26 protein-coding genes are annotated in these 23,524 nt (G+C 59.9%); 19 read left to right on the forward strand and 7 right to left on the reverse strand.

Features of this window, described 5'->3' with window-relative positions; all coding sequences use genetic code 11:
• The first annotated feature begins 22 nt into the window (after window positions 1-22).
• Window positions 23-1,189 carry an MFS transporter gene (locus AD659_RS13040; RefSeq protein ID WP_053121797.1) on the forward strand — a complete coding sequence of 389 codons (1,167 nt, stop codon included), beginning with the start codon at window positions 23-25 and terminating at the stop codon, window positions 1,187-1,189.
• A 48-nt stretch (window positions 1,190-1,237) separates the two neighbouring features.
• Here the strand turns inward: AD659_RS13040 and AD659_RS13045 are convergent, their stop codons facing one another.
• A complete protein-coding gene (locus AD659_RS13045) occupies window positions 1,238-1,690 on the reverse strand; it encodes a winged helix-turn-helix transcriptional regulator (protein WP_053121799.1) in 453 nt (150 codons plus the stop codon).
• A 96-nt stretch (window positions 1,691-1,786) separates the two neighbouring features.
• Here AD659_RS13045 and AD659_RS13050 point away from each other — a divergent pair, with 96 nt between their 5' ends.
• The 11 genes from AD659_RS13050 to arsJ all read left to right on the forward strand — a co-directional run bounded on the left by AD659_RS13050 (window position 1,787) and on the right by arsJ (window position 11,166).
• The gene (locus tag AD659_RS13050) at window positions 1,787-2,728 is read left to right on the forward strand and encodes an aromatic alcohol reductase (RefSeq protein ID WP_053121801.1); all 942 of its coding nucleotides are present in this window, start codon (window positions 1,787-1,789) and stop codon (window positions 2,726-2,728) included.
• 178 nt (window positions 2,729-2,906) lie between these two features.
• Window positions 2,907-3,536 (forward strand): LysE family translocator, encoded by a 630-nt coding sequence (locus tag AD659_RS13055; RefSeq protein ID WP_053121803.1) that lies wholly within the window; start codon window positions 2,907-2,909, stop codon window positions 3,534-3,536.
• Window positions 3,537-3,675: 139 nt separating this feature from the next.
• Window positions 3,676-4,362, forward strand: a complete 687-nt coding sequence (locus tag AD659_RS13060; RefSeq protein WP_053121805.1) for a cysteine hydrolase family protein — start codon at window positions 3,676-3,678, stop codon at window positions 4,360-4,362.
• A 6-nt stretch (window positions 4,363-4,368) separates the two neighbouring features.
• Window positions 4,369-5,259, forward strand: a complete 891-nt coding sequence (locus tag AD659_RS13065; RefSeq protein ID WP_053121807.1) for a LysR family transcriptional regulator — start codon at window positions 4,369-4,371, stop codon at window positions 5,257-5,259.
• 46 nt (window positions 5,260-5,305) lie between these two features.
• On the forward strand, window positions 5,306-5,935 hold the full coding sequence (locus AD659_RS13070; RefSeq protein ID WP_331716625.1) for an NAD(P)-binding domain-containing protein: 630 nt from the start codon (window positions 5,306-5,308) through the stop codon (window positions 5,933-5,935).
• A gap of 252 nt (window positions 5,936-6,187) precedes the next feature.
• Window positions 6,188-6,559, forward strand: coding sequence for a metalloregulator ArsR/SmtB family transcription factor (locus tag AD659_RS29255; RefSeq protein ID WP_082341912.1), 372 nt, complete (start codon window positions 6,188-6,190; stop codon window positions 6,557-6,559).
• A gap of 27 nt (window positions 6,560-6,586) precedes the next feature.
• Window positions 6,587-7,057: an arsenate reductase ArsC gene (locus AD659_RS13080; protein WP_053121811.1), complete on the forward strand. Its 471-nt coding sequence runs from the start codon at window positions 6,587-6,589 to the stop codon at window positions 7,055-7,057.
• Between the two features lie 17 nt (window positions 7,058-7,074).
• Window positions 7,075-8,151, forward strand: coding sequence for an ACR3 family arsenite efflux transporter (arsB, locus tag AD659_RS13085; RefSeq protein WP_053121813.1), 1,077 nt, complete (start codon window positions 7,075-7,077; stop codon window positions 8,149-8,151).
• Entirely contained in the window at window positions 8,141-8,857 is a 717-nt protein-coding gene (gene arsH, locus AD659_RS13090) for an arsenical resistance protein ArsH (protein WP_053121815.1), read from the forward strand. The genes arsB and arsH overlap by 11 nt, the downstream gene beginning before the upstream one ends.
• 72 nt (window positions 8,858-8,929) lie before the next feature.
• The gene (locus tag AD659_RS13095; RefSeq protein ID WP_053121817.1) at window positions 8,930-9,934 is read left to right on the forward strand and encodes an ArsJ-associated glyceraldehyde-3-phosphate dehydrogenase; all 1,005 of its coding nucleotides are present in this window, start codon (window positions 8,930-8,932) and stop codon (window positions 9,932-9,934) included.
• An 11-nt stretch (window positions 9,935-9,945) separates the two neighbouring features.
• The gene (arsJ, locus tag AD659_RS13100) at window positions 9,946-11,166 is read left to right on the forward strand and encodes an organoarsenical effux MFS transporter ArsJ (RefSeq protein WP_053121819.1); all 1,221 of its coding nucleotides are present in this window, start codon (window positions 9,946-9,948) and stop codon (window positions 11,164-11,166) included.
• A gap of 20 nt (window positions 11,167-11,186) precedes the next feature.
• Here arsJ and glcF read toward each other — a convergent pair whose 3' ends face one another.
• Genes glcF through glcD form a run of 3 tightly spaced genes read right to left on the reverse strand, consistent with a single transcriptional unit; the run spans window position 11,187 to window position 14,971 of the window.
• The gene (glcF, locus tag AD659_RS13105) at window positions 11,187-12,404 is read right to left on the reverse strand and encodes a glycolate oxidase subunit GlcF (RefSeq protein ID WP_053121821.1); all 1,218 of its coding nucleotides are present in this window, start codon (window positions 12,402-12,404) and stop codon (window positions 11,187-11,189) included.
• Window positions 12,405-12,407: 3 nt separating this feature from the next.
• Window positions 12,408-13,472, reverse strand: coding sequence for a glycolate oxidase subunit GlcE (glcE, locus tag AD659_RS13110; RefSeq protein WP_053121823.1), 1,065 nt, complete (start codon window positions 13,470-13,472; stop codon window positions 12,408-12,410).
• Window positions 13,472-14,971 carry a glycolate oxidase subunit GlcD gene (gene glcD, locus AD659_RS13115; protein WP_053121825.1) on the reverse strand — a complete coding sequence of 500 codons (1,500 nt, stop codon included), beginning with the start codon at window positions 14,969-14,971 and terminating at the stop codon, window positions 13,472-13,474. Before glcD ends, glcE begins: the two co-directional genes overlap by 1 nt.
• Before the next feature lie 232 nt (window positions 14,972-15,203).
• On the opposite strand from glcD, the gene glcC reads away from it, so the two are divergent.
• On the forward strand, window positions 15,204-15,971 hold the full coding sequence (gene glcC / locus AD659_RS13120; RefSeq protein ID WP_053121827.1) for a transcriptional regulator GlcC: 768 nt from the start codon (window positions 15,204-15,206) through the stop codon (window positions 15,969-15,971).
• Between the two features lie 16 nt (window positions 15,972-15,987).
• Here glcC and AD659_RS13125 read toward each other — a convergent pair whose 3' ends face one another.
• Window positions 15,988-16,404 carry an ACT domain-containing protein gene (locus AD659_RS13125; RefSeq protein WP_053121829.1) on the reverse strand — a complete coding sequence of 139 codons (417 nt, stop codon included), beginning with the start codon at window positions 16,402-16,404 and terminating at the stop codon, window positions 15,988-15,990.
• Window positions 16,405-16,525: 121 nt separating this feature from the next.
• Window positions 16,526-17,428, reverse strand: coding sequence for a LysR substrate-binding domain-containing protein (locus AD659_RS13130; RefSeq protein WP_053121831.1), 903 nt, complete (start codon window positions 17,426-17,428; stop codon window positions 16,526-16,528).
• 239 nt (window positions 17,429-17,667) lie between these two features.
• Between AD659_RS13130 and AD659_RS13135 the strand changes: the two genes are divergently transcribed.
• Genes AD659_RS13135 through AD659_RS13160 form a run of 6 tightly spaced genes read left to right on the forward strand, consistent with a single transcriptional unit; the run spans window position 17,668 to window position 22,891 of the window.
• Window positions 17,668-18,513, forward strand: coding sequence for a transporter substrate-binding domain-containing protein (locus AD659_RS13135; RefSeq protein ID WP_053121832.1), 846 nt, complete (start codon window positions 17,668-17,670; stop codon window positions 18,511-18,513).
• Window positions 18,514-18,526: 13 nt separating this feature from the next.
• Complete coding sequence (locus AD659_RS13140) at window positions 18,527-19,189, forward strand: amino acid ABC transporter permease (protein ID WP_053121835.1); 663 nt, start codon at window positions 18,527-18,529, stop codon at window positions 19,187-19,189.
• A 7-nt stretch (window positions 19,190-19,196) separates the two neighbouring features.
• Entirely contained in the window at window positions 19,197-19,916 is a 720-nt protein-coding gene (locus AD659_RS13145; RefSeq protein ID WP_053121837.1) for an amino acid ABC transporter permease, read from the forward strand.
• Complete coding sequence (gene argH, locus AD659_RS13150; protein WP_053121839.1) at window positions 19,886-21,388, forward strand: argininosuccinate lyase; 1,503 nt, start codon at window positions 19,886-19,888, stop codon at window positions 21,386-21,388. Before AD659_RS13145 ends, argH begins: the two co-directional genes overlap by 31 nt.
• Window positions 21,385-22,125: an amino acid ABC transporter ATP-binding protein gene (locus tag AD659_RS13155; protein ID WP_153044016.1), complete on the forward strand. Its 741-nt coding sequence runs from the start codon at window positions 21,385-21,387 to the stop codon at window positions 22,123-22,125. The genes argH and AD659_RS13155 overlap by 4 nt, the downstream gene beginning before the upstream one ends.
• A 19-nt stretch (window positions 22,126-22,144) precedes the next feature.
• Window positions 22,145-22,891 (forward strand): amino acid ABC transporter ATP-binding protein, encoded by a 747-nt coding sequence (locus AD659_RS13160; RefSeq protein ID WP_053121841.1) that lies wholly within the window; start codon window positions 22,145-22,147, stop codon window positions 22,889-22,891.
• Between the two features lie 52 nt (window positions 22,892-22,943).
• Here the strand turns inward: AD659_RS13160 and AD659_RS13165 are convergent, their stop codons facing one another.
• Window positions 22,944-23,336 carry an ester cyclase gene (locus tag AD659_RS13165; RefSeq protein ID WP_053122497.1) on the reverse strand — a complete coding sequence of 131 codons (393 nt, stop codon included), beginning with the start codon at window positions 23,334-23,336 and terminating at the stop codon, window positions 22,944-22,946.
• Window positions 23,337-23,524: the final 188 nt, after the last annotated feature.

The following is a 23,524-nucleotide window of genomic DNA, read 5'->3' on the forward strand; positions in this document are numbered from 1 at the left end:
GGCATAGATGAGGAGCCTTCCAATGCGTATCAATCCACCACTTGTTGCACTCGCCATGGGTGCCTTTGGCATCGGCGTAACCGAGTTTGCCCCCATGGGCATGTTGCCAGGCATCGCTGCGGATCTTGGCGTTTCCATTCCCGCCGCTGGCCTGTTGGTCAGTGCCTACGCCCTTGGTGTACTGCTCGGCGCGCCGCTGATGACCCTGACCACCGGCAGGATTCCTCGGCGCTATCTGCTGATCGGGCTCATGGCGATTTTCACCCTGGGTAACCTGATGTCAGCCTTGGCTACCGATTACTACAGCCTGATGGTTGCCAGGGTGGTGACCTCACTGAACCACGGTGCCTTCTTTGGCGTTGGTTCCATCGTCGCCGCCAGCGTGGTCGCCCCGGACAAGCGTGCCGGGGCGGTCGCGGCCATGTTCATGGGCCTGACCCTGGCGACCATCGGCGGTGTGCCGCTGGCCGCCTGGTTTGGCGAACTGTTCGGCTGGCGCACGGCATTCTGGGGGATTACCGGCCTGGGCGTAGTGGCCATGGCCGCGTTGTGGTTCGCCCTGCCCAATGTGCCGGCGCCGCAAAGCATCGGTGTGCTGGCCGAAATCCGGGTACTGGGGCGTGGTCCGGTGTTGGGGGCGTTGGCCCTGACCGTCGTCGGCTCAGGTGCGATGTTCACCGTCTTCACTTACATCGCCCCGATCCTGAGCAGCGAGACTCATGCCTCGACCACCTTCATCACGGCCATGCTGGTGCTGTTCGGTGTGGGGCTGACGTTGGGCAACATGTGGGGCGGCAAGGCCGCGGATCGCTCGATAGACCGCACCCTGATCGTTTCGCTGAGCGTGCTGATCCTCGTCTTGCTGGCCTTCACTGTACTGATGCGTTGGCCGCTGCCAGCTGCGGTTGCCATCTTGATCTGGGGTATCGCCAGTTTTGCCCTGGTGCCGCCATTGCAAATGCGCGTGATGGAAGCCGCCAAGGACGCGCCTAACCTGGCCTCGGCAGTCAATATCGGCGCCTTCAACTTCGGCAACGCAATTGGCGCGGCGCTGGGCGGTGCGGTGATCAACGCGGGGTTGGGTTATCCGGCGATTTCCCTGGCTGGAGCGGTAATGGCGGGCCTGGGGCTGCTGATGGTGTTGGCTTTTGCCTGGCGCTCCAGGTTGGTGGCGGCTGCGGCGGTGTGATGGGCGTTTGGCCTGATAAGCCTTGAGACGTTCTTGTAACGCGAACGATTACTCAGGCGTTCCTGGATCTATCGACGTGGGGATTTGCCATGAAGGTTTTTTACCTTCTTGACTGTCGAACGTGCGACGCGCCTTGCGGAAGTCGTCGACGTTTTCGACGACCCACGTCCAAATAGGCGACATACGGACCAACAGCCCCATGCCCAGCGGCGTCAGCTCGTATTCGACGCGGGGTGGAATTTCACCAAACTCCCGCCGAATCAGTAACCCATCACGCTCCAGGGTACGTAGCGTCTTGGTCAACATTCGCTGAGTCACGCCTTTCATCTGCCTTTTTATCTCGGCATGGCGCAACTTACCGTACACACCCAAGGCATGCAGAATGCCCAATGCCCAGCGGCTGCCTGCGTGAGCGAGGACTTCCCGGCGGACGCCATCGTCATCTTCTCTGAGCGTTTGGCAGATAACTTCTGCCTGGCTGAGAGCTTCCTGATCGGTCATTTCTTTACCTGGTATCACACGTGTGCCTTCTTACAAGCGCTGCTGGATCGTGCAAGCATTTGCTCATCTTACAGGCAGCAGGTCTCAGGAGACATCATGACCGAAGTGACCCAGTTTTCCCCTCAATCGATTCTTGTCCTAGGCGCCGGTGAACTTGGCCTGCCGGTCTTGCGCAACCTTGCGCGAGTGGCAAAGCGCGCACCCGGCTCCACAATCAGCGTCCTGCTCAGGGATTCGACGATCAACACTCAGGTGCCTGAGAAAAAGGTAGAAATCGATGGGCTTCGGACCCTCGGCATCCAAATGGTCGCCGCAGACCTGGTGAATGATTCCATCGACCAGCTCGCTGAAGTCTTCGCACGATTCGATACCGTCATAGGCTGCGCGGGCATGGTCGCGGGTCGAGAGACACCGATGAAGTTGGCGACAGCCGCGCTCAAGTCCGGCGTGAAGCGCTACTTCCCCTGGCAGTTTGGCGTTGATTTCGAGGTGATTGGTCGGGGCAGTCCTCAGGATCTGTTCGATGCTCAGCTTGATGTGCGCGAGCTGCTTCGCGCCCAAGACAAAACTGAATGGGTCATCGTCTCGACGGGCATGTTCACCAGTTTCCTTTTCGAGCCGGTATTTGAGGTGGTTGATTTCGAAAACGACACAGTGAACGCCTTGGGCAGTCTTGAAAACAGCGTGACCCTCACGACGCCCGACGACATCGGAACCCTGACAGCGGAAATCGTTTTCTTCGAGCCTCGCCTGCGCAATCAGATCGTCTACCTTTCTGGCGACACGGTGACGTATGGGCAGGTTGCGAGCATCCTCGAACATGTGCTGGACCGTCCATTCAAACGTAACGTGTGGACGGTTCCGTACCTGCTCCAGGAATTGGAGAAAGACCCCACGCATCACATCAAGAAGTACCGCGCTGTGTTTGCACAAGGCAGAGGCGTGGCGTGGCCTAAAGCGGCCACTTTCAACGAGCAGCAATCGATTCAAGTCACCACCGCCGAACAGTGGGCTCGGAAAAATCTCGCAGGCAATTGAACGCAAGAATAGCCCTGTACGATCCGTCGACGCTGGGGCGTTCCAAAACGACGAGCTGTCGAGATGTTCTTGGCGGACATGGCCTCGGTCGACGGCCTGCACAGAGCGTTTGACCAGACTTCAAGTGGCTGATTAGAGTGGGTAGCCTTACGGGCTGCCGACTGCCATGGACATCCAAATGAGCGACTTATCCCTGCTGCTTGCCTTCATCGCCGCTGCGTCAGTGCTCACGGTGACCCCCGGCGTGGACACCGCCATGGTGCTTCGCGCTACCGCAACTGGCGGTCGACGTTCGGCGGCGATGGCTTCCCTCGGTATCGTGCTCGGCTGCCTGGTGTGGGGAGCCGCGGTGTCACTGGGGCTCGGCGCCCTGTTGCAAGCTTCGGAGTGGGCTTACCTTGCGCTGAAAATCGTCGGCGCAGCTTATCTTGTCTGGTTGGGCGTTAAACTGCTGCTGCGACCCAGGACAACGCTGCAAGGGCAGGGGAGCGAGCGCGTGGCTGCGTCTGCGCGTGACGCCTTTGTCCGCGGTTTATTGACGAACCTGCTCAATCCCAAGATTGGTGTCTTCTACATCACGTTCTTGCCTCAGTTTGTCCCGAGTGGCGCGAGTGTGGCCAGCTACTCCTTCTTCCTTGCTGCGCTCCATGTGCTGTTGACGTTGGCCTGGTTCGGCATTCTGGTGGCGGCGACGGTGCCACTGAGCAATTTCCTGAAACGCCCGGCGGCCCTGAAGGCCCTTGATCGGCTCACGGGCGGTGTTTTTGTCGCGTTTGGGCTCAAGCTGGCGGTTTCCAACCCGGCTTGAGCCGCACTGCCGATGGATGGAAATCTAATGGTGACATTTGTGCTGAAATGGCACATGTTCTGTTCGGCAGGCGATGTGTTCGAGCATGGGGTAACTTCCTATTATTCCTTTGTTCATTCAATCGAAGAAGGAAATACCCATGCAACGTTTTACCCGTCGTTTTTTTGCCGCTTGTGCATTTTCCGGCATTATCGCCAGTGCCGGTGTCTTGGCTGAAGACCATCCGACCATCCGTGCGATGTCGGGCGCCAAGCCTATTAGCGAATTGCCTGCCGGAAAATCGGCACTGTTGGTGATCGACTTCCAGAATGAATACTTCACGGGTCGGATGCCGATCCCGGACGGCGCCAAGGCCCTGGCCAATACGCGTGAACTGATCAAGTTCGCCGACAGCCACAGAATGCCGGTCTACCACGTCCAGCACATCGCACCGGCAGGTTCCGCCGTGTTCGCCATCGAGGGTGAAACCGTGAAATTCCACCCCGACATGGTGCCACGGGCCCAGGACTCGGTCGTGCAGAAAACCAGCGTGAGTGTCTTCGCCAGTACCGATCTGGATAAACGCCTGAAGAGCGCAGGCATCGAGAACCTGATCATTTCCGGCCTCATGACCCACGCTTGTGTCGCCGGTGCCGCCCGTGACGCAGCCCCCCTTGGCTACAACGTCATCGTCGCCTCCGATGCATCGGCCACCCGTGACATTACCCGGGCCAACGGTGACAAGATCGACAAGGATAGCTTGCACAAGGCTGCACTGGCCGAAGTCGAGGACACCTTCGGTGACGTGCTGACCACTGCCCAAATCCTCAAATTGCCGGTGCGCTAAGACCTTATGAATCAGATGTTCGCCATGCGTGTATTTCGTTGCATTGTCGAAGCCCAGGGTTTTTCAGCCGCTGCGCAGCGGCTGGACACAACTCACTCCTCGGTGTCGCGACACTTGCAACACTTGGAGTCCACGCTCGGCGTGCGTCTGATCAATCGTAATACCCGGCGCATGAGCCTCAGCGCCGCGGGCGAACGTTACTATGCGGCCTGCGTGGACATTCTGGATCGCGTCGATGCCGCGGCGCAGGCCGTCACACTGGAGCAGGAACGACCTTCCGGACTATTGCGCATCAGTGTCCCCCTGGCGATCGGCACTCTGGAGTTGGCCCATTGGTTGCCAGCGTTCCAGCAGCGTTATCCGAATATCCAGGTCGATCTGTCCTGTTCGGATTCGTTCGTCGATCTGGTGGCCGACGGTTTCGATGTGGCCGTCCGCATCTGCGGTCCGCTGGCCGACAGTAGCCTGGTCGCTCGGTTGCTCACGGTTTCACCTTTGGTCATGGTCGCGTCGTCGGCCTACGTCTTCAGGCATGGCCTGCCGCGTAGCGTCGCCGAACTCAGCGAGCATCGGCTACTGACATTTGCCTCGGCTACGCAGTGGTCGCTCACGGATGATCAGAACGAGTCGGTTGTCGTGACCGCCGCCAGCACCTTCCACACCGATACCATTACCGCATTACATGCCTGTGCCCTGGCGGGCGGTGGCATTGCTGCGTTTACCCAAGCCACCGTGCAGGACGACCTGCTGGCTGGACGCTTAGTACGGATACTGCCGGGATACACGCTCGGCGCCCGTCATTACTACGCGCTATACCCCCACGCCCGGAACCTGCCCGCCAAGGTCAGGGCATTTGTCGATTTCATGGCCGGGCATTACCGGCTCAAGTCCGATTAATCGGTCGCATGTAAGGGGGCATTGGCAGCGTTCGTACTGCTTAGCCTTGATCAGGCTCTACGAGATCCGTTGCGGCCATTCTCCAGCACATGAAGAGTCTGGCTCCGTTTTGCAGGGCTTCAGGGATCAACGCGTCGTGGTCATCGGGGCGGCCAACTCAGCCGTACAAATTGCTCATGAGCTGGCTCAAGTCAGTCGCGTCGTATTGGTGACAAGGGAATCGGTTCGGTTTTTTCCGCAGAAGATCCTTGGTGTGGATTTCCATGCTTGGCTCAAGTGGACAGGGGTGGAAAATACTCGTTGGCTCAATGACCAAGGCACCCCTGTGTTGGATGACGGCACCTATCGTAGCGCCATAAAGCACGGTCTTTTTGAGCGTAAGCCGATGTTCACACACGTAACGTCGACGGGCGTGACCTGGGCTGATGGAGAGCGTGCTGAGGCGGACAGTCTGGTTTTCGCGACCGGGTTTCGGCCGAACCTGGGTTGTCTGGCAGGTCTGCATAGGGCGGACGACGAAAGTCTGACCCAGCGCAACGGGGAAGCGGAGCACTTGCCGGGTTTGTACTTCGTGGGATTACCGAAGCAGCGCAACTTTGCTTCGGCCACCCTTAGAGGCGTCGGGCCAGATGTTGCTCACATCATCCCCAGCTTGATGCGCTTCATTCAGAAGTGACGAATTTATTACAAAAGCCATATATATGAAGCCACAAATATCCGAGGGGGTATGAACGTGATCTCCCTGGCGAAGGCCTTAAGGCAGGGGGTTTACTGAGGAGAGCGTTGGAGTCCGATCTTTTTGAGGATTTATTTGTGGGTGATTGCTTTACCTTTAATACGGAAATCCATATATTCGAAAAATCGTATGTGAGCCTCATGAGCACATCAAGATGTTCGTCCTGGTGAAGACCAAACGCTGAGAATCGATATGGCTGACCATCTGACACCCACCACTGTTTTCAAATGCCTGGCTGATGAAACCCGTATCCGCACCATGTTGCTCATCACTCGGGAAGGGGAGCTTTGTGTTTGCGAACTGACCTGCGCGTTGAACGAGAGCCAGCCCAAAATCTCCAGGCACCTGGCGCAGTTGCGCACGTGCGGTCTGCTTTCGGATCGTCGGCAGGGCCAATGGGTTTATTACCGTCTGCACCCGAATCTCCCCGATTGGGTTCATCAAGTGCTGACGACGACGTTCGAAAGCAACAAGCATTGGTTAAGCCCTGATGCCAAACGCCTTGATGAAATGGGTGACCGTCCTGAACGTGCAGCCGTGTGCTGTAAAAACACAGTCGCTTGAATCCGCCCTCGACTACGAGACTGCCCGATGAAAATCCTCTTTCTCTGCACTGCCAACAGCTGCCGCAGCATCCTTTGTGAAGCGGTTTTCAATCACTTGGCACCTGACGGTATGAACGCCTACAGCGCCGGCAGTCAACCTAAAGGAGAAGTGCATCCGCTGAGTCTGAAAATGTTGGAACGGGCCGGTATCTCGACGCTAGGGCTGTTCAGCAAGTCCAGTGATGCCCATATGAGCTTGGCGCCTGATTTCGTCATCACGGTGTGCGACAAGGCTGCCGGGGAGGCATGTCCTGTGTTTTTCGGACCGGCCACCAAGGCTCATTGGGGGTTGGCAGATCCTTCGGAATACCACGGAACTCAAGAAGAGATCGAGGCGGCGTTTGAAGCCACCTTGGAGCAGATCGGAACCCGTATCCAGGCGTTTCTGGCTTTACCGCTTTCTCAGCTGAGTGCCGAGCAGCTCAAGGCAGAGCTGGCTCTCATTGGCGCACTGTAACCACAGGAGCAATGACCATGAGTAAGGGCCGCCTTGCATTTCTTGATCGTTACCTGACGCTGTGGATTTTTCTCGCCATGGCCCTGGGCATCGGTCTGGGAAGTCTGTTCGAAGGCTGGCCGCAGTGGCTCAACAGTCTTGTTGTGGGGACTACCAATATCCCGATCGCTATCGGCTTGATCGTGATGATGTATCCACCTCTGGCCAAGGTTCGTTATGAGGAACTGCCGGAGGTCTTCAAAGACAAGCGCATCCTCGTTCTGTCTTTGGTGCAGAACTGGATCATCGGCCCGGTGTTGATGTTTGCATTGGCGATCATCTTCTTGCGGGACCAGCCGGAATACATGACCGGTCTGATCCTCATCGGTTTGGCTCGTTGCATCGCGATGGTCTTGGTCTGGAACCAGATCGCGGGTGGCAACAATCAGTACGTCGCCGGACTCGTGGCGTTCAACAGCATCTTCCAGATCCTGTTTTTCAGCGTGTATGCCTGGGTCTTCCTGGGGCTGCTACCGCCGCTGTTCGGGTTGGAAGGCAGCGTGATTGAAACCAGCTTTGTCAGCATTGCCGAGTCGGTGCTGATCTACCTGGGTGTGCCATTCCTGGCAGGATTCCTGACCCGCAAGATCCTCATCGCTCGCAAAGGCGAAGCCTGGTTTCAGGAGCGCTTCATTCCCAAAGTCAGCCCGCTGACGCTGGTGGCGCTGCTGTTGACCATCGTGGCCATGTTCAGCCTCAAGGGCGACGTGGTGTTGCAGTTGCCGCTGGATGTGTTGCGCATCGCAATCCCACTGACGATCTACTTCGTCGTGATGTTTTTCATCAGCTTCTGGATGGGCAAATTGCTCGAAGCTGATTACCCACGCACCACCGCGTTGGCTTTCACAGCCGCAAGCAATAATTTCGAACTGGCGATCGCCGTGGCTATTGCTACTTTCGGCCTGGCTTCCCCGGTCGCTTTTGCCACGGTGATTGGACCGCTGGTTGAGGTGCCGGTACTGATTTCCCTGGTTGGTGTGGCTCTTTGGTTGAAACGCCGCTGGTTCGATGACTCCAAGAGCGCCGTTGCGCAGGACAATGACTATGTACGATGACCACATCCCCCAACTCAACACTGAACTGGTCGATCTGCCTTCGGCAGACAAGCTCGGTATTGAAAGGACCTCCACCCATAAGCCGCGCATCTTGCTGCTATACGGGTCCACGCGTGAGCGCTCCTTCAGTCGTCTGCTGGTGGAGGAGGCCGCTCGACTGCTGGAATACTTCGGCGCCGAGACGCGGGTTTTCAATCCGTCTGGTTTACCGCTGCCAGATGATGCCCCCGACGACCATCCACGCGTGAAGGAACTGCGCGAGCTGATGCTGTGGTCCGAGGGGCAGGTTTGGTGCTCTCCAGAGCGTCACGGAAACATCAGCGCAGTGTTCAAGGCGCAGATCGATTGGGTGCCGCTGGCCATGGGCGCGGTGCGACCGACCCAGGGCAAGACCCTTGCGGTGATGCAGGTGTGCGGCGGTTCGCAGTCGTTCAACGTGGTCAATCAGCTGCGAGTGCTGGGGCGTTGGATGCGCATGTTCACTATCCCTAACCAATCCTCCGTGCCGAAGGCCTATATGGAATTCGACGATCAGGGCCGAATGAAACCTTCTGCGTTCTACGACCGTGTCGTGGATGTGATGGAAGAGTTGGTGAAATTCACGCTGTTGCTTCGCGACCGTCAGGACTATCTGGTGGATCGTTATTCCGAGCGTAAGGAATCGGCGCAAGCGCTCATGAAGCGTGTCAATCAGCGCTCCATATGAGCCCCTATCGAATACACCGGCCAGTTCGACAGCCAGTCGAACCCTCACCGGCAACAGAAAGAGCACAACAACATGACTATCAAAGTGGGCATCAATGGTTTTGGTCGGATCGGTCGCCTCGCATTGCGAGCAGCCTGGAGCTGGCCAGAGTTCGAATTCGTGCAGATCAATGATCCAGCGGGCGACGCGGCGACGCATGCGCACCTGATCAACTTCGACTCGGTGCATGGCCGTTGGAACAATGAAGCCAGCGCCGAAGGCGACAGCGTCGTTATCGACAATAAGCGGATCAAGGTAACGGCCAATAAACCGATTGCCGACACCGATTGGTCGGGCTGCGACCTGGTGATCGAGGCCAGCGGCAAGATGAAAACCGTGGCCGTGTTGCAGGCCTACCTGGATCAGGGCGTCAAGCGGGTGGTGGTCTGCGCGCCGGTGAAGGAGAACGGTGCGTTGAACGTCGTCATGGGCGTCAACCAGCACCTGTTCGATCCTGCGCAGCACCGCATCGTCACCGCGGCTTCGTGCACCACCAACTGTTTGGCCCCTGTCGTGAAAGTCATCCACGAAAAGCTGGGCATTCGTCATGGCTCGATCACCACCATCCATGACTTGACCAACACCCAGAGCATCCTCGACCAGCCGCACAAGGATCTGCGTCGTGCACGGGCTTCGGGCATGAGCCTGATTCCGACCAGCACGGGCTCGGCCACCGCCATCGCCGAAATCTTCCCAGAGCTGCGCGGACGCCTGAATGGTCACGCCGTGCGCGTGCCGCTGGCTAATGCTTCGCTGACGGACTGCGTCTTTGAAGTCGAGCGGGCCACCACTGTCGAAGAAGTGAATCAGTTCCTCAAGGACGCTTCCGAGAACGAATTGAAAGATATCCTCGGTTTTGAGGAGCGTCCTTTGGTGTCAATCGACTACCGCACCGATCCGCGCTCATCGATCATCGATGCATTGTCGACCCTGGTCATCAATGGCACCCAGGTCAAACTCTATGCCTGGTACGACAATGAATGGGGTTATGCCAACCGCACCGTCGAGCTGGCCAGGCTGGTCGGTCTGGCCAGTTGAGGAGGGCGGTCATGAAAGCCTTGTCAGCCCTGGCGCCAGACGTGCGGCAGTACCTGCTCGTGACGGGCAACTACTGGGCCTTCACCCTCACTGACGGCGCCCTGCGAATGTTGGTTGTGCTGCACTTCCACGCGCTGGGCTACAGCCCACTGCACATCGCCGCGTTGTTTCTGTTCTACGAAATCTTCGGCGTGATCACCAACCTGGTGGGTGGTTACCTCGGTGCCCGGCTGGGGCTGAACCGGACCATGAACATCGGGCTGGGCCTTCAGGTCGCGGCGCTGTTGATGCTGACGGTTCCGCTGGTCTGGTTGACCATCCCTTGGGTGATGGGGGCCCAGGCGCTGTCTGGGATTGCCAAGGATCTGAACAAGATGAGTGCCAAAAGCGCCATCAAGCTTCTGGTTCCGGATGGGCAGCAGGGCAAGCTCTACAAATGGGTGGCGATCCTCACCGGCTCGAAGAACGCACTCAAGGGCGTCGGCTTCTTTCTTGGCGGAGCCTTGCTGGCCTTGATCGGCTTCAAAGGTGCGTTGCTGGCCATGGCGGCTGTCCTGGCGCTGATCTGGGTCAGCAGCGTGATGTTGTTGAAGAAGGATCTGGGCAAGGCCAAAGCCAAGCCCAAGTTTCGTGACATCTTGTCCAAAAGCCGGGCAATCAACCTCCTTTCGGCAGCGCGGATGTTCCTGTTCGGCGCCCGCGATGTCTGGTTCGTGGTGGCCTTGCCGGTGTACCTGAGCAGCGTGTTCGGCTGGGATTTCTGGAAGGTTGGCGGCTTCCTGGCGGCCTGGGTGATGGGCTACGGCATCGTGCAGTCCTTCGCGCCTGACATCACCGGCAAGAAAGGCGGGCATGTGCCGGACGGTCGTGCCGCCTCTATGTGGGCCCTTGCCCTGGCGGGCCTGCCAGCCTTGATTGCGCTTGGCCTGAACATCGGGTGGTCACCACAGACGATACTGCTCGGCGGCCTCATGGTCTTTGGCGCGCTGTTTGCGGTGAATTCGTCCCTGCACAGCTACCTGATCGTGTCCTATGCCAAGGAAGACGGCGTATCGCTGGACGTGGGTTTCTACTACATGTCCAACGCCATGGGACGACTGATCGGCACCGTGCTCTCCGGCTGGGTTTATCAGTTGTACGGTCTGGAGGTGTGCTTGTGGATCTCGAGCGCGTTCGTATTGCTGGCCGCGCTGATTTCCACGGCATTACCCAGGCATGCCAAGGCGATTTGAATCCCCTCCGATTTTCTCGGTCAAGACAACGCGGCTTCGACCAGTTCGATCCAATGCCTGGCAGGGGTTCGGCCAGCACTATTGAGGTGGGACTGGCAGCCGATATTGGCGGTGACGATGACGTCGGGGCGTCCGCTTTCCAAGGCATTGAGCTTGTTGTCGCGCAACTGCCGAGCCAGTTCGGGTTGGGTCAGCGAATAAGTGCCTGCCGAGCCGCAGCACAGGTGGCTGTCGGGCACGGGCGTCAGGTCGAATCCGAGCTTTTCCAGGATCGCTTCAACCGCCCCCCCGAGTTTTTGTGCGTGCTGCAACGTGCAGGGGCAGTGAAACGCCAGGCGCTGGTCGCTGTGTACGCTGAGCTTATCCAATGGCTCGTCGCGCAGTACCTCGACCAAATCCTTGGTCAGGGCACTGACCCTTTTTGCCTTGTCGGCATACACCGGATCGGTGCTGAGCAGGTGGCCGTAATCCTTGATGAAGGCACCGCAGCCGCTGGCGGTTTGCACGATAGCCTCGGCACCGCTTTCGATGGCCGGCCACCACGCATCGATGTTGCGCCGGGCACGATCGAGGCCGGCGGCCTGGGCGTCCAGGTGATAGTCCAGCGCACCGCAACAACCGGCCTCGCGAATTGGGGTGACGCCGATTCCCAGCCGATCCAGTACCCGTGCGGCTGCCGCATTGGTATTGGGCGACAGGCTTGGCTGCACGCAGCCTTCGAGCATGAGCACTTGCCGGTCATGGCGGGTGGTCGGTCGTGGCTTCGCTGGATGCACGTTGCGCGGCAACTTGACTTGCAGCGTGCTTGGCAGCAATGCGCGAAAAACCTGGCCACTGCTCACCAGCCCTTTGAACAATCCGGGATTGGGCAGCACGCCGCGCAATCCTTCACGCAATAGACGTTGGCCGAATGGGCGTGGGACCGCCGCATCGACCACTGCCCGGCCGATGTCCAGCAAGTTGTGATAGTCGACGCCGGAAGGGCAGGTGGTTTCGCAATTGCGGCATGACAGGCAGCGATCCAGATGTTGCTGGGTTTTCTGCGTAACCTCGTTGCCTTCCAGCACCTGTTTGATCAGGTAGATGCGCCCCCTCGGGCCATCCAGTTCATCGCCCAGCAACTGATAGGTCGGGCAGGTGGCATTGCAGAAGCCGCAGTGCACGCAACTGCGCAAAATGTTTTCGGCCTCTTTAGCACGAGGCAATTGGCGGGCGTCTTCGCTCAAGGTGGTCTGCATGGTTCAAAGCTCCGCATACAAACGACCGGGGTTGAAGATACCCCGTGGATCGAGTTGTTGCTTCAAGGCCCGGTGGTAGCGCATCAGGGCGTCGGGCAGCGGTTGGAAGGGGCTGTCGGTCCGGCCAGGGGTGTAACAGGTGGCATGGCCACCGACCTTTTCAACCACCGAGCGAATGAAGCTCGCTTCGGCGTGGGATTTGAGCCAGCGCTGGGCGCCACCCCAATCGATCAGTTGAACGCCCGGCAGGGGCAATCGAGGCGTGTCATGGGGCAGGGAGAGGCGCCAAAGAGGCAGGTCCTCATCGAAAAAACTCAACCGATGTTCGTTGAGGTCCTGCCAGTACGCTGAATCCAGCCGCTCGCCACCCAAACGGTCATGGGCCGCCGCCACCGAGCCTTCGCCCCCTTCGAGCCGCAAGTGCAGGCGCTGGCCATCGTGACACGCGGCGCTGATCGGCAACGGTTGCTGGCCCCATTCCGCCAGACGCAGCAAGGCCCGGGCGGCGTCCATCTCCAGGCTGATGCTCAAGGTCTGTCGCGGTTTTGGCAGGACCTTGAGGGACACCTCGGTCACCACGCCAAGCGCGCCGTAGCTGCCCGCCATCAAGCGCGAAAGATCGTAGCCCGCGACGTTTTTCATGACCTCGCCGCCGAAGCGCAGGTGCTTGCCCTGTCCGGTAATGACCCGCGTGCCGAGGATGAAGTCGCGCACCGAGCCTGACCAGGGGCGTCGTGGCCCTGAGAGTCCGCAGGCAATCATGCCGCCCACGGTGGCGTTTTCACCAAAGGCGGGCGGTTCGCAAGGCAGCATCTGCTGCGACGCGTCGAGCACTTCGGACAACTCTGCCAATGGTGTACCACAGCGAGCGGTGATCACCAGCTCCGTCGGATCGTAGCTGACGATGCCCCGGTGCGAACGGGTGTCGAGGACTTCGCCCGCCACGCTGCGGCCAAGGAATGCCTTGCTGTTGGAGCCTTGGATACGCAGCGGGGTGGCGTTTTCCAGCGCCTGGTTGACCTGCCCCAGCAGCGCTGCGCTGTCGTCGAAATCCTGTCCGCTGCCCATCAGAAACGCTCCAGGTCGGGGAAGGGCAACTGACCCATGTGAACATGCATGGCGCCAAACTCGGCGCAGCGATGCAGTGTCGGAATGTTCTTGCCAGGGTTGAGCAAACCGCTCGGATCGAACGCGGCTTTGACGGCATGGAACACGGTCAGCTCATCGCTGTTGAACTGCGCGCACATCTGGTTGATTTTCTCGCGGCCCACCCCGTGCTCACCGGTGATGCTGCCGCCGACCTCCACGCACAGTTCGAGGATCTTGCCGCCCAGGGCTTCGGCGCGATCGAGCTCACCCGGTTGATTGGCATCGAACAGGATCAGCGGATGCATGTTGCCGTCGCCAGCGTGGAAAACATTCGCCACCCTCAGGCCGTACTCGGTCGATAGCGCCGCGATGGCGCGCAGGACACCGGGCAGTTCCCGGCGCGGGATCGTCCCGTCCATGCAGTAATAATCCGGCGAGAGGCGGCCCACCGCAGGAAATGCATTCTTGCGTCCGGCCCAGAAACGCACGCGCTCGGCCTCGTCGCGAGCCTGGCGCACTTCGGTGGCGCCGGCCTGTTTCAATACCTGGCGCACACGGTCACAGTCGTCGTGGACGTCGGCTTCCACGCCATCGAGCTCACACAACAGAATGGCTTCGGCGTCCACCGGGTAGCCGGCGTGGATGAAGTCTTCGGCGGCGCGAATGGCCAGGTTGTCCATCATCTCCAGGCCGCCCGGGATGATGCCGGCGGCAATGATGTCACCCACGGCGCGCCCCGCTTTTTCAACGGAGTCGAAGGCCGCCAGCAGCACTTTGGCCGTTTGCGGTTTGGGCAGAAGTTTGACCGTGACCTCGGTGATCACCCCGAGCATGCCCTCGGAACCGGTGAACAAGGCCAGCAGATCGAACCCGGGCGAGTCGAGGGCCTGGGAGCCCAGCGTCAGGTGTTCGCCGTCGACGGTGAGGATGTCGACCTTGAGCAGGTTGTGCACGGTCAGCCCATACTTGAGGCAATGCACGCCACCGGCGTTTTCCGCGACATTGCCGCCGATTGAACAGGCGATCTGGGAGGAAGGGTCCGGCGCGTAGTACAAGCCGAACGGCGCAGCCGCCTGGGAAATCGCCAGGTTGCGCACGCCAGGTTGAACCCGGGCGGTACGGGCGGCGGGGTCGATGTGCAGGATGTTGTTGAAGCGCGCCATCACCAGCAACACGCCTTTCTCCAACGGCAGCGCACCGCCGGACAAACCGGTACCCGCGCCACGGGCGACGACAGGCACTTTGCGCTCATGGCAGAGCCGCAGCACGCCCCGGACCTCGTCGATGTGGCGCGGCAGCACCACCAGCATGGGCGTGGTGCGGTAAGCGGAGAGTCCGTCGCATTCGTACGGCTTGAGTGTTTCGCGCTGATGCAGGATTTCCAGGTCAGGCAACCGGGTTTGCAGGGCTCGCAGCAGCGCGTTTTTATCGACGTCAGGCAGGGCGCCGTCAACACGTTCATCGTAGAGAATGTTCATGGTTGGTGGGCGACACTCAGTTGTTTTTATTAGAGGTCTGTTCCGATACGACTGACTTGCATCATTGTCCCGGGGCGATCTACTGTCTATGGGCTGTTGGGCTGGTCGAACCAGTTTATTCATCAGGTTATTTTTGTATGTCGAATAAATCGTTATTAAAACAATGACTTATTGATCTGTTTTGATGGGTATAGACCCTGTTCCAAAGCTGGTCATACCAGTTGGAGATTCTATGGACAGCGCAGAAACGAGCCGTAGCCTGCAAGTCGCCGATGTGGTCTGTGAGCGCATCGAGCGCCTGATCGTCGATGGCGTGCTCAAGACCGGGCAGCTGTTGCCTTCGGAGCGTCGGTTGACGGAAAAGCTCGGCGTCTCGCGCACCGCCCTTCGCGAGGGCCTGAAGCTGCTGCGCGCTCGCGGAATCATCAAGACCGAGCAAGGCAAGGGCTCATTCGTGGCCGACTTGTCCGGGCACGGCTTGGCCTCGCCGCTGATGCACCTGTTCAGTTCGCAGCCACGCACGCTCTATGACTTATTCGAGGTCCGCAGCCTGCTGGAGGGCGAGTCCGCGCGTCTGGCGGCCTTGCGCGGGACCGAGGCGGATTTCGTCCTCATCACCCGCAGCTACGAGGCCTTGCTCGATGCCCACAACCGTTCCCTGGAGCCCAGCGCCCACGCTCGGCTCGACCATGCATTCCACTTGGCGATTTGCGAGGCCTCGCACAATCCGGTGCTGGTGCAAACCTTGCGTTCGCTGACGGACCTGCTGCTCAACTCGGTGTTTGCTTCGGTCAATAACCTCTACCACCGTGAACCGCAGAAGCGTCAGATCGACCGTCAACACGCCCGGCTCTACAACGCCGTGACCGGCCGCCTGCCGGAGCAGGCGCGCAAGGCGGCCATCGTGCATATCCAGAGCATTTGCGAAAACCTCAAGGAAATCGAAAACGAAGAGCAGCGGCTGGTGCGTGCCACGTTGCGGCTTGAGGGATGGGTATAGGTATAGTCTTTGGAGATCACCGGCAGTCGTCGCTGCCTCCCGATCGGGCAAGCGCTTCCAACACCTCAATGGCCCGCTGCGCATCTTCCCGCCCCACGAAGATATGGTCGTGGTAGTAAGCCGCGATGACGTTGCAACTGATGCCCGCGTTTCCCAGGGCCGTTGCGAAGGCTGCGGTCAAGCCCACGGCATCCAGGGCGGAATGTACGGTCAAGGTGATCCAGGCGGCGACGTAGTCGAAGTCCAGCCCCAGGGCCTGGGCCCTGCTGCGTTCGATGATCACGGTCAGGCCTTCTTTTTCGCGGAAGCTGCCAAGCACCTCTTCGCCTTTGACGAGGTCCCGGTCAGTGACGCAGCAGAAGACGTAATCGCCGTCGTTGAGTGAGGGGCTCATTCCGCTGAGCAACTTCGCTATCGATTTCTCGCCTGACATGTCGATTCACCTGGTTGATTGATCAGCGGGCATTCTCCATGAGTTTTTTGCCAGGTGCTGTTGATAGTGCTGATGCCGGATAAGCAAAAGTGATGGTGTCGCCCTGGCGACGCCTCGCTGCTCACTGCCAGTCCTTCGCGACGTCCGCGAGCATTTCATGGATCAATTGCCCGAACCGTTGCGTCAGCAGGCTTTGCGGCCGGTCTGCCGGTAGCAGCAGGTAGGTCGAGAAGCGTATCTGCGGGCGAAAGGGGCGGGTTTCGATGCCGGTGTGCAGGTACTCCAGCGCCACGATCGGGCTGACGATGCTGACGCCCAGGCCCAGTCCCACCAGTGAGCAAGCGGTGGCGGCGTAAGGCGTTTCCAGGCTCAGTTTTCGATGGCCCCGGTCTTCGGGAAACGCCCGGTCGACCCGGGCACGGGAGCCGTCATTTTGCGACAACGAAATGAACTCCTCACCTTTGAGATCCTCCGGTCCGATGCACGCCAGTGCGCTGAGTCGATGGCCCTTGGGGAATATACAGACGCCTGGCACGTCGCAAATCAACTGGGTCGTCACCCCCGGCATGTCCTCGCCGACGTACGACGCCAACCCCAAGTCGCAAAACTGCGAGGCCGTCCAATGGCCAACCATCGGTGAGTCGTTGGTATGCAGTGAGATCGCGACATCCGGGTTCTCCTGGCGAAAGCGCTGGATCACGCGGGGCAATACCGTCAGCGACAGGGAAGGGACCGCGGCGATACGCAAGCGCCCCGTACCGGCGCGCCGGATGTTCTGGGCGGACTTCTCAAGGCTGTGCAAACCGATGAACGCTCGCTCGACATCGGCGAACAGCGCGGCCCCCTCAGCGGTTGGCAGCAGGCGTCCGGCAACCCGTTCGAAGAGCTTGAAGCCGGCATTGCGCTCCAGTTGTGCGATCAATCGACTGATGTTGGGTTGAGAGGTATGCAGGGACTCGGCCGCGGCGGTCATCGAGCCACTCAACATGACTGCGCGAAAGGCTTCGACTTGTTTGAAGTTCATGGCGCCCCATATCAATTCGGTATGAATGACTGATGAATTGTCATTTGTTTGCATGAGCCACAGGCTTTATAAATCTTTCCATCGACGTGAACGCGAAGGCGGGAACGGCGATGCGGTTCGAGCATACGGCAGTCATAAGCATAAAAAAACGCCGCTCTTTATCTCATTTCTGCCCTTGTATTTCATGGTGTCGAGCAGCCTCCAGGCGATCGATACCGATATGTAAACCAGGAGGCATCATGTCGTTTTCATTCAAGATTCTTGGCCGTGCGCTGGCGTTCTCGTGCCTGGCGCTGGGTGGTCTGGGCCAGGCCCACGCGAGCGAATTGCCTGCGGTTCCCGATGAGATCAAGGAGGCCGGCCACCTGCGTGCCGGCGTGCGCTGCGATCAACCGCCCTACGGTTTCCAGGACAGCAGCGGCCAGTTCGCTGGCGTCGAGGTGGAAATGGCCAGGCAGATCGCACTGTGGTCCCTGGGCTCGAAGGACAACGTGTCGTTCACCTGCGTCACGGCGGAAAACCGCGTCCCGCAGTTGCTTGGGCGCAAGGTCGATTTCCTCATCGCGACCTTGGGCGTCACCCCTGAACGCCTGCGCGTGATCGACTTCAGCACGCCGTACCGATGGGGGGCCAGCGACGTGGTGGTGAAGAAGGACAGTGCGATCAAGAAGATCGCCGACCTCAAGGGCAAGACCCTCGCCACCCTCAAGGGCTCGGTGCAAGCCAAGTGGTTCGAGGACCACATGCCGGAGGTCAAGACCTTGCGCATGAACAGCGCGGCCGATGCGCTGCAGACCTTCCGCCAGGGCCGTGCCGATGCTTACACCCATGATGCGGCGACGCTGGTGGTGGTGGCGGACAACGACAAGGACGCGCGCCTGCTCAACGAGCCGTTCCAGATTTCCGATGCCGCCATCGGTGTGCGCAAGAATGACGAGGCCTGGCGCGACTACCTCAGCGCGGCGGTCGCACGCATGCACGAGGAAAAGCTGTTCCGTGGCTGGATCCAGCAATTCGTACCCCAGGGCATCCAGAGCTACTACATCAGCGTCTTCGAGCAGCCCAAGCCTGCCGAAGCCCTTTGAGCGGACGTCAGCCATGGATTTCGATTTCAACTACCTGTTGGCCCAGTGGCCGGCGCTGCTCGATGGTGTGCAAATGACGTTGCAGGTGTCCGTGCTCGCCATCGGTTGCTCATTGCTCGTCGGTGTCCTCGGCGGCGCGGCGCGGGTGATGAAGGTGCCGGTGCTGGCGCAGGTCGTGGCGCTGTACGTGGAGCTGATCCGCAACACGCCGATCCTGGTGCAGTTGTTTTTCATCTTCTATGGGTTGCCTGCCATCGGCATGGGCCTGTCGTTGTTCTGGTCGGGCGTGTTGTGCCTGTCGCTCTGGGCCGGCGCCTACCAGATCGAGAACGTGCGGGGAGGGTTGGCGACCGTGGAGCAGGGCATGCGTGAAGCCAGCGTGGCCCTGAGTCTCAAGCCTGCGCATTACTTTTGCCTGGTGGCCTTGCCTATTGCGTTTCGGACCAGCCTGCCGGCGATGTTGAACACCGCCATTTCGCTGCTCAAGAACTCCTCCTACTTGCAAGCCATTGGCCTGGCCGAGCTGACGTTTGTCGCAGTGGATCGCATTGCCACGGACTTTCGCGCCATCGAAATGTTCAGCGCCATCTGCGTGATCTACCTGGCGCTGGTGGGAATCCTGGCGCTGTTGACGGGACGGCTCTCGGCCCGCTTGCAACGACCTTTCCAACATTGAGGCCAGCATGAATTTTCTGATCGAAAACTGGGCCTTCGTGTGCAAGGGCCTGTGGATGACCCTGCGCCTGGCGTTGGTAGTGCTGCTGTTCACCACGCTGATTTCCATCGTTCTCGGGGTGCTGGCGACGCTGAAGAATCGCCTGTTGCAATGGACGATCCACGGTTACGTCGAGCTGTTTCGTTCGATCCCGCTGATCGTCAACGTGTTCTTCATCTTTTTCGGTGCGCCGATGCTGGGCCTGGATTTGAGCCCGTTCGTGGCGGTGACCACCGGCCTGACCCTGTGGGGCAGCGCCAATGGCATCGAGATCGTGCGCGGTGGCCTGGAATCGGTGGCCCGCCATCAATGGAAAAGCGCCTGGGCGCTGGGCCTGCGGCCCTGGCAAATCTATCTGTACGTGATCGCACCGCAGTCGATGCGCGCCATCCTGCCGGCGTACACCGGCCTGCTGACCATGCTGGTACAGGCCACGTCCCTGGGGGCGCTGGTGGGCGTCGGCGAATTTCTCAAGGTCGGCCAGATCATCATCGAACGGGACACGGTCATGACCGGCGTGAGCCCGGCGTTCACCGTCTACGGCCTGGTGCTGCTGGTGTATTTCGTCATCTGTTCCCTGCTGAGCTGGCTCAGCCGTTATCTCGAACGTCGGCTGGGTCGCCCAGTGACACGTGCCACTCCTGAAGAGGTTTCAACATGCAAGCATCCAAAGTCAGCCGGCGCCTGAAGGAAGCCACCGCGCCGGAAGTCAACGAGTACATCTACCGGCCGCGCCTGCAGGGGTTCGCCGAGGGGTTCGACCTGCTGGGCAATATCAACAAGGCCCACATCGTGATGCTTGCCGAGCAGGGCCTGATCCGGGATGAGCACGCTGCAGTGTTGGCCAGGGGAGTCCTGAAGATGGAGGAGGCCGGGCCTGGCGAGGTGACGCTCGACCCGTCCCGTGAAGATGCCTACTTCAATTACGAGGCCCACCTGATCGGGCAGATCGGCACTGACATCGGCGGCCGCCTGCACACCGGCCGCAGCCGCAATGACATCCTCGCCACGCTCGACCGGTTGCGCTGCCGTGAAGTGCTGATGGACTTGATCGATGCCTTGCTGGAAGTCCGGCAGACCGCCGTCAACAACGCCGAAGTGTTCGCCGACGTGGTGATGCCGGGGTATACCCACCTGCAACCGGCGCAACCGATCACCTACGGCTATTACCTGTCGGCGGTGGAACAGGCGCTGGCCCGCGATTGCAAGCGCCTGACCCAGACCCTGGAGTCGATGAACCAGAGCCCGCTGGGCGCGGCGGCCTTTGCCGGGACGCCGTTCAACATCGATCGCGGGCGCACCGCCGAACTGCTGGGGTTCGATGGGTACCTGGACAACGCCCTGGACGCGGTCGGCTCGCGGGATTTCATGCTCGAAAGCCTGTCGCACCTGAGCCTGTTGGCCGTGTTCTGGAGCCGCGTGGCCCAGGACTATTTTGTCTGGAGCACCCACGAATTCAGTCTGATCGATTTTCCCGACAGCGTGGCCGCGACGTCGAGCATCATGCCCCAGAAGAAAAACCCCACGGTGCTGGAGTATCTCAAGGGCCGCAGCGGGCATATCGTCGGCTTGCTGATGGGCGCGAGCATCAGCATCAAGGGCAGCAATTTCTCCCACACCGGCGACGGTAATCGCGAGGGCACCCGTGGCTTCTGGGAGGCCGCCGAGGAAAGCCTGCGCTGCCTGAAACTGTTGGACCTGGTGTTGCGCACCGCGACGCCGAACATCGAGCTGGCGGTACGCCGGGCGGGTGAGGATTTTTCGACCGCCACCGGCCTGGCCGACCTGATCGTGCAGGAAGCCGACCTGTCGTTCCGCGAGGCCCATCACGTGGTCGGTGGGGTGGTGCGCAAGGCCATGGACGCTGGCCTGCTGGCGCACCAGATCGATACCGTCATGATCGATGCCTGTGCCCTGGAGCAACTGGGATACCCACTGAACCTGCCGGCCCGGAAAGTACGCGATTGCCTCGACCCGACCGCCAACGTACAGGCGCGGATTTCGGCGGGCGGCCCGTCGATGGCGTCACTCAAGCCGAGCCTGCTTCGTGCCAACACCCGTATCGCCACGGAACGTCACGCCAATCAGGCCCGTCGTGATCGCCTGGCGGCGGCCCAGGAGCGTTTGCAGGCGGCAACCCGGGCGCAGGCGGGGCTATGAAGACGATGTTGACGGTACGCGGGTTGCACAAGCGGTTCGGTGACCACGAGGTGGTCAAGGGCGTGGACCTGGACGTGGCTGAAGGCGAGGTGGTGGTGATCATTGGTCCCAGCGGTTCGGGAAAATCCACGTTCATTCGTTGCCTCAACAGCCTCGAAGCACCCTCGGCCGGCAGTGTGGTGATCGGCGATGGCGCGTCGATCAAGGCCGGTGATCGCAAGGCATTGGCGAAGCTGCGGGAGGAGGTGGGCATGGTGTTCCAGGACTACACCCTGTTTCCGCACATATCAGTGATGGCGAACATGATCCTGGCGCCGGTCAAGCTCAAGCGCGCCTCGAAGGCCCAGGCGCAAAGCGAGGCGCTGGCGTTGCTGGACCGCGTCGGACTCCGGCACAAGGCTGAGGGCTATCCGTCCGAGCTGTCGGGCGGCCAGCAACAGCGGGTGGCAATCGTCCGTGCCTTGGCCATGAAGCCCAAGTTGCTGCTGTTCGATGAACCCACCTCGGCGCTGGACCCGGAAACCGTGGGTGATGTGCTGAACGTGATGAAGGGGCTGGCCGCCGAAGGCATGACCATGATCGTCGTGACCCACGAAATGGGCTTCGCCCGGGAAGTGGCGGACAGGGTGGTGTTTTTCGACGGTGGGCGGATTGTCGAGATGGGGCCGCCCTCGCAGATTTTTACCGCACCCAAAGAAGCGCGGACGCGGCAGTTCCTGCAAGCGGTCCTTCACTAGAGCAACGGGGGAGTTTGTGATGAATGAAGTGATCGAAAGCATGATCCGCATGGAGGGCGTGCACAAATGGTACGGCCAGTTCCAGGTGTTGAAAGACATCAACCTGAACGTCAGCCAGGGCGAGCGGATCGTGCTGTGCGGCCCGTCGGGCTCCGGCAAATCAACGACCATTCGTTGCCTGAATCGCCTCGAAGCGCACCAGCAAGGCAAGATCGTCGTGGACCGTACCGAGCTGACGTCAGACCTGAAACAGATCGAGACCATCCGCCAAGAGGTCGGCATGGTATTCCAGCACTTCAATCTGTTCCCGCACCTGACCATCCTGCAGAACTGCACCCTGGCGCCGATGTGGGTGCGCAAGATGCCCAAGCGCAAGGCCGAGGAAATCGCCCTGCATTACCTGGAACGCGTGCGCATTCCAGAGCAGGCGCACAAATACCCGGGCCAGCTCTCCGGCGGTCAGCAACAGCGTGTGGCCATCGCCCGTGCCCTGTGCATGAAGCCGAAAATCATGCTGTTCGACGAGCCGACCTCGGCCCTCGACCCGGAAATGGTGAAAGAGGTTTTGGACACCATGATCGGCCTGGCCGAAGATGGCATGACCATGCTCTGCGTGACCCACGAAATGGGCTTCGCCCGCACCGTGGCCAACCGCGTGATCTTCATGGACAAGGGTGAAATCGTCGAACAGGCCGCGCCGAACGACTTCTTTGACAACCCGCAGAACGACCGCACCCGGTTGTTCTTGAGCCAGATACTGCATTGAACGAGTTCGCGCGATGCACGGGTTGTTGCAACTCACAGCCCTGGAGCGTCCGCTACGTTGATTGGAGCTGAGCTTCGATCGCTTGCTTGTCGATAATCGACCAGACCTCGCGGATCCTGCCGTCCTCGAACGCGTAGAAGACGTTTTCCGCGAAGGCGATCCGTGCGCCATTGACCGCAAGCCCCAGGAACTCTCCAGCCGGCGTGCAATTGAATGCCAGGCGAGCCGCCAACTTGGGTGGGTCGACCACCAGGAAACCGACTTCAAAGCGCAAGTCGGGAATGTCCCGATAGTCCGCTTCCAGCATGCTTCGATAGCCCTGCAACCCTAAGTGTCTCGCGTTGTGAATCACCTCCCGATGCACAAAAAGGTCCAGGTTTTCCCAATCCTGTGCATTCAGGCAGGCAATGTAGTCGGTATAAATGTCTGCAAGATTTGAGGTCATGGGGACTGATTCTCCGCTACGTGTCTGTTCCAAGAGCATAGTCATGCTGCTGCGTCGGGCTGCTCTTTGCGACGTTGGCAGGTTCACTGAGCACGCTCCTCGCAATTTTTTCCAGAAAGTGTCATCCCATCTCTCGCGAGGATCCGGGCTGGAAGGATGTTACAAACTCGCTATTTCCCTTTCGGGCC

This window comes from Pseudomonas thivervalensis (assembly GCF_001269655.1).
GTDB classification, from domain to species: Bacteria; Pseudomonadota; Gammaproteobacteria; order Pseudomonadales; family Pseudomonadaceae; genus Aquipseudomonas; species Aquipseudomonas thivervalensis.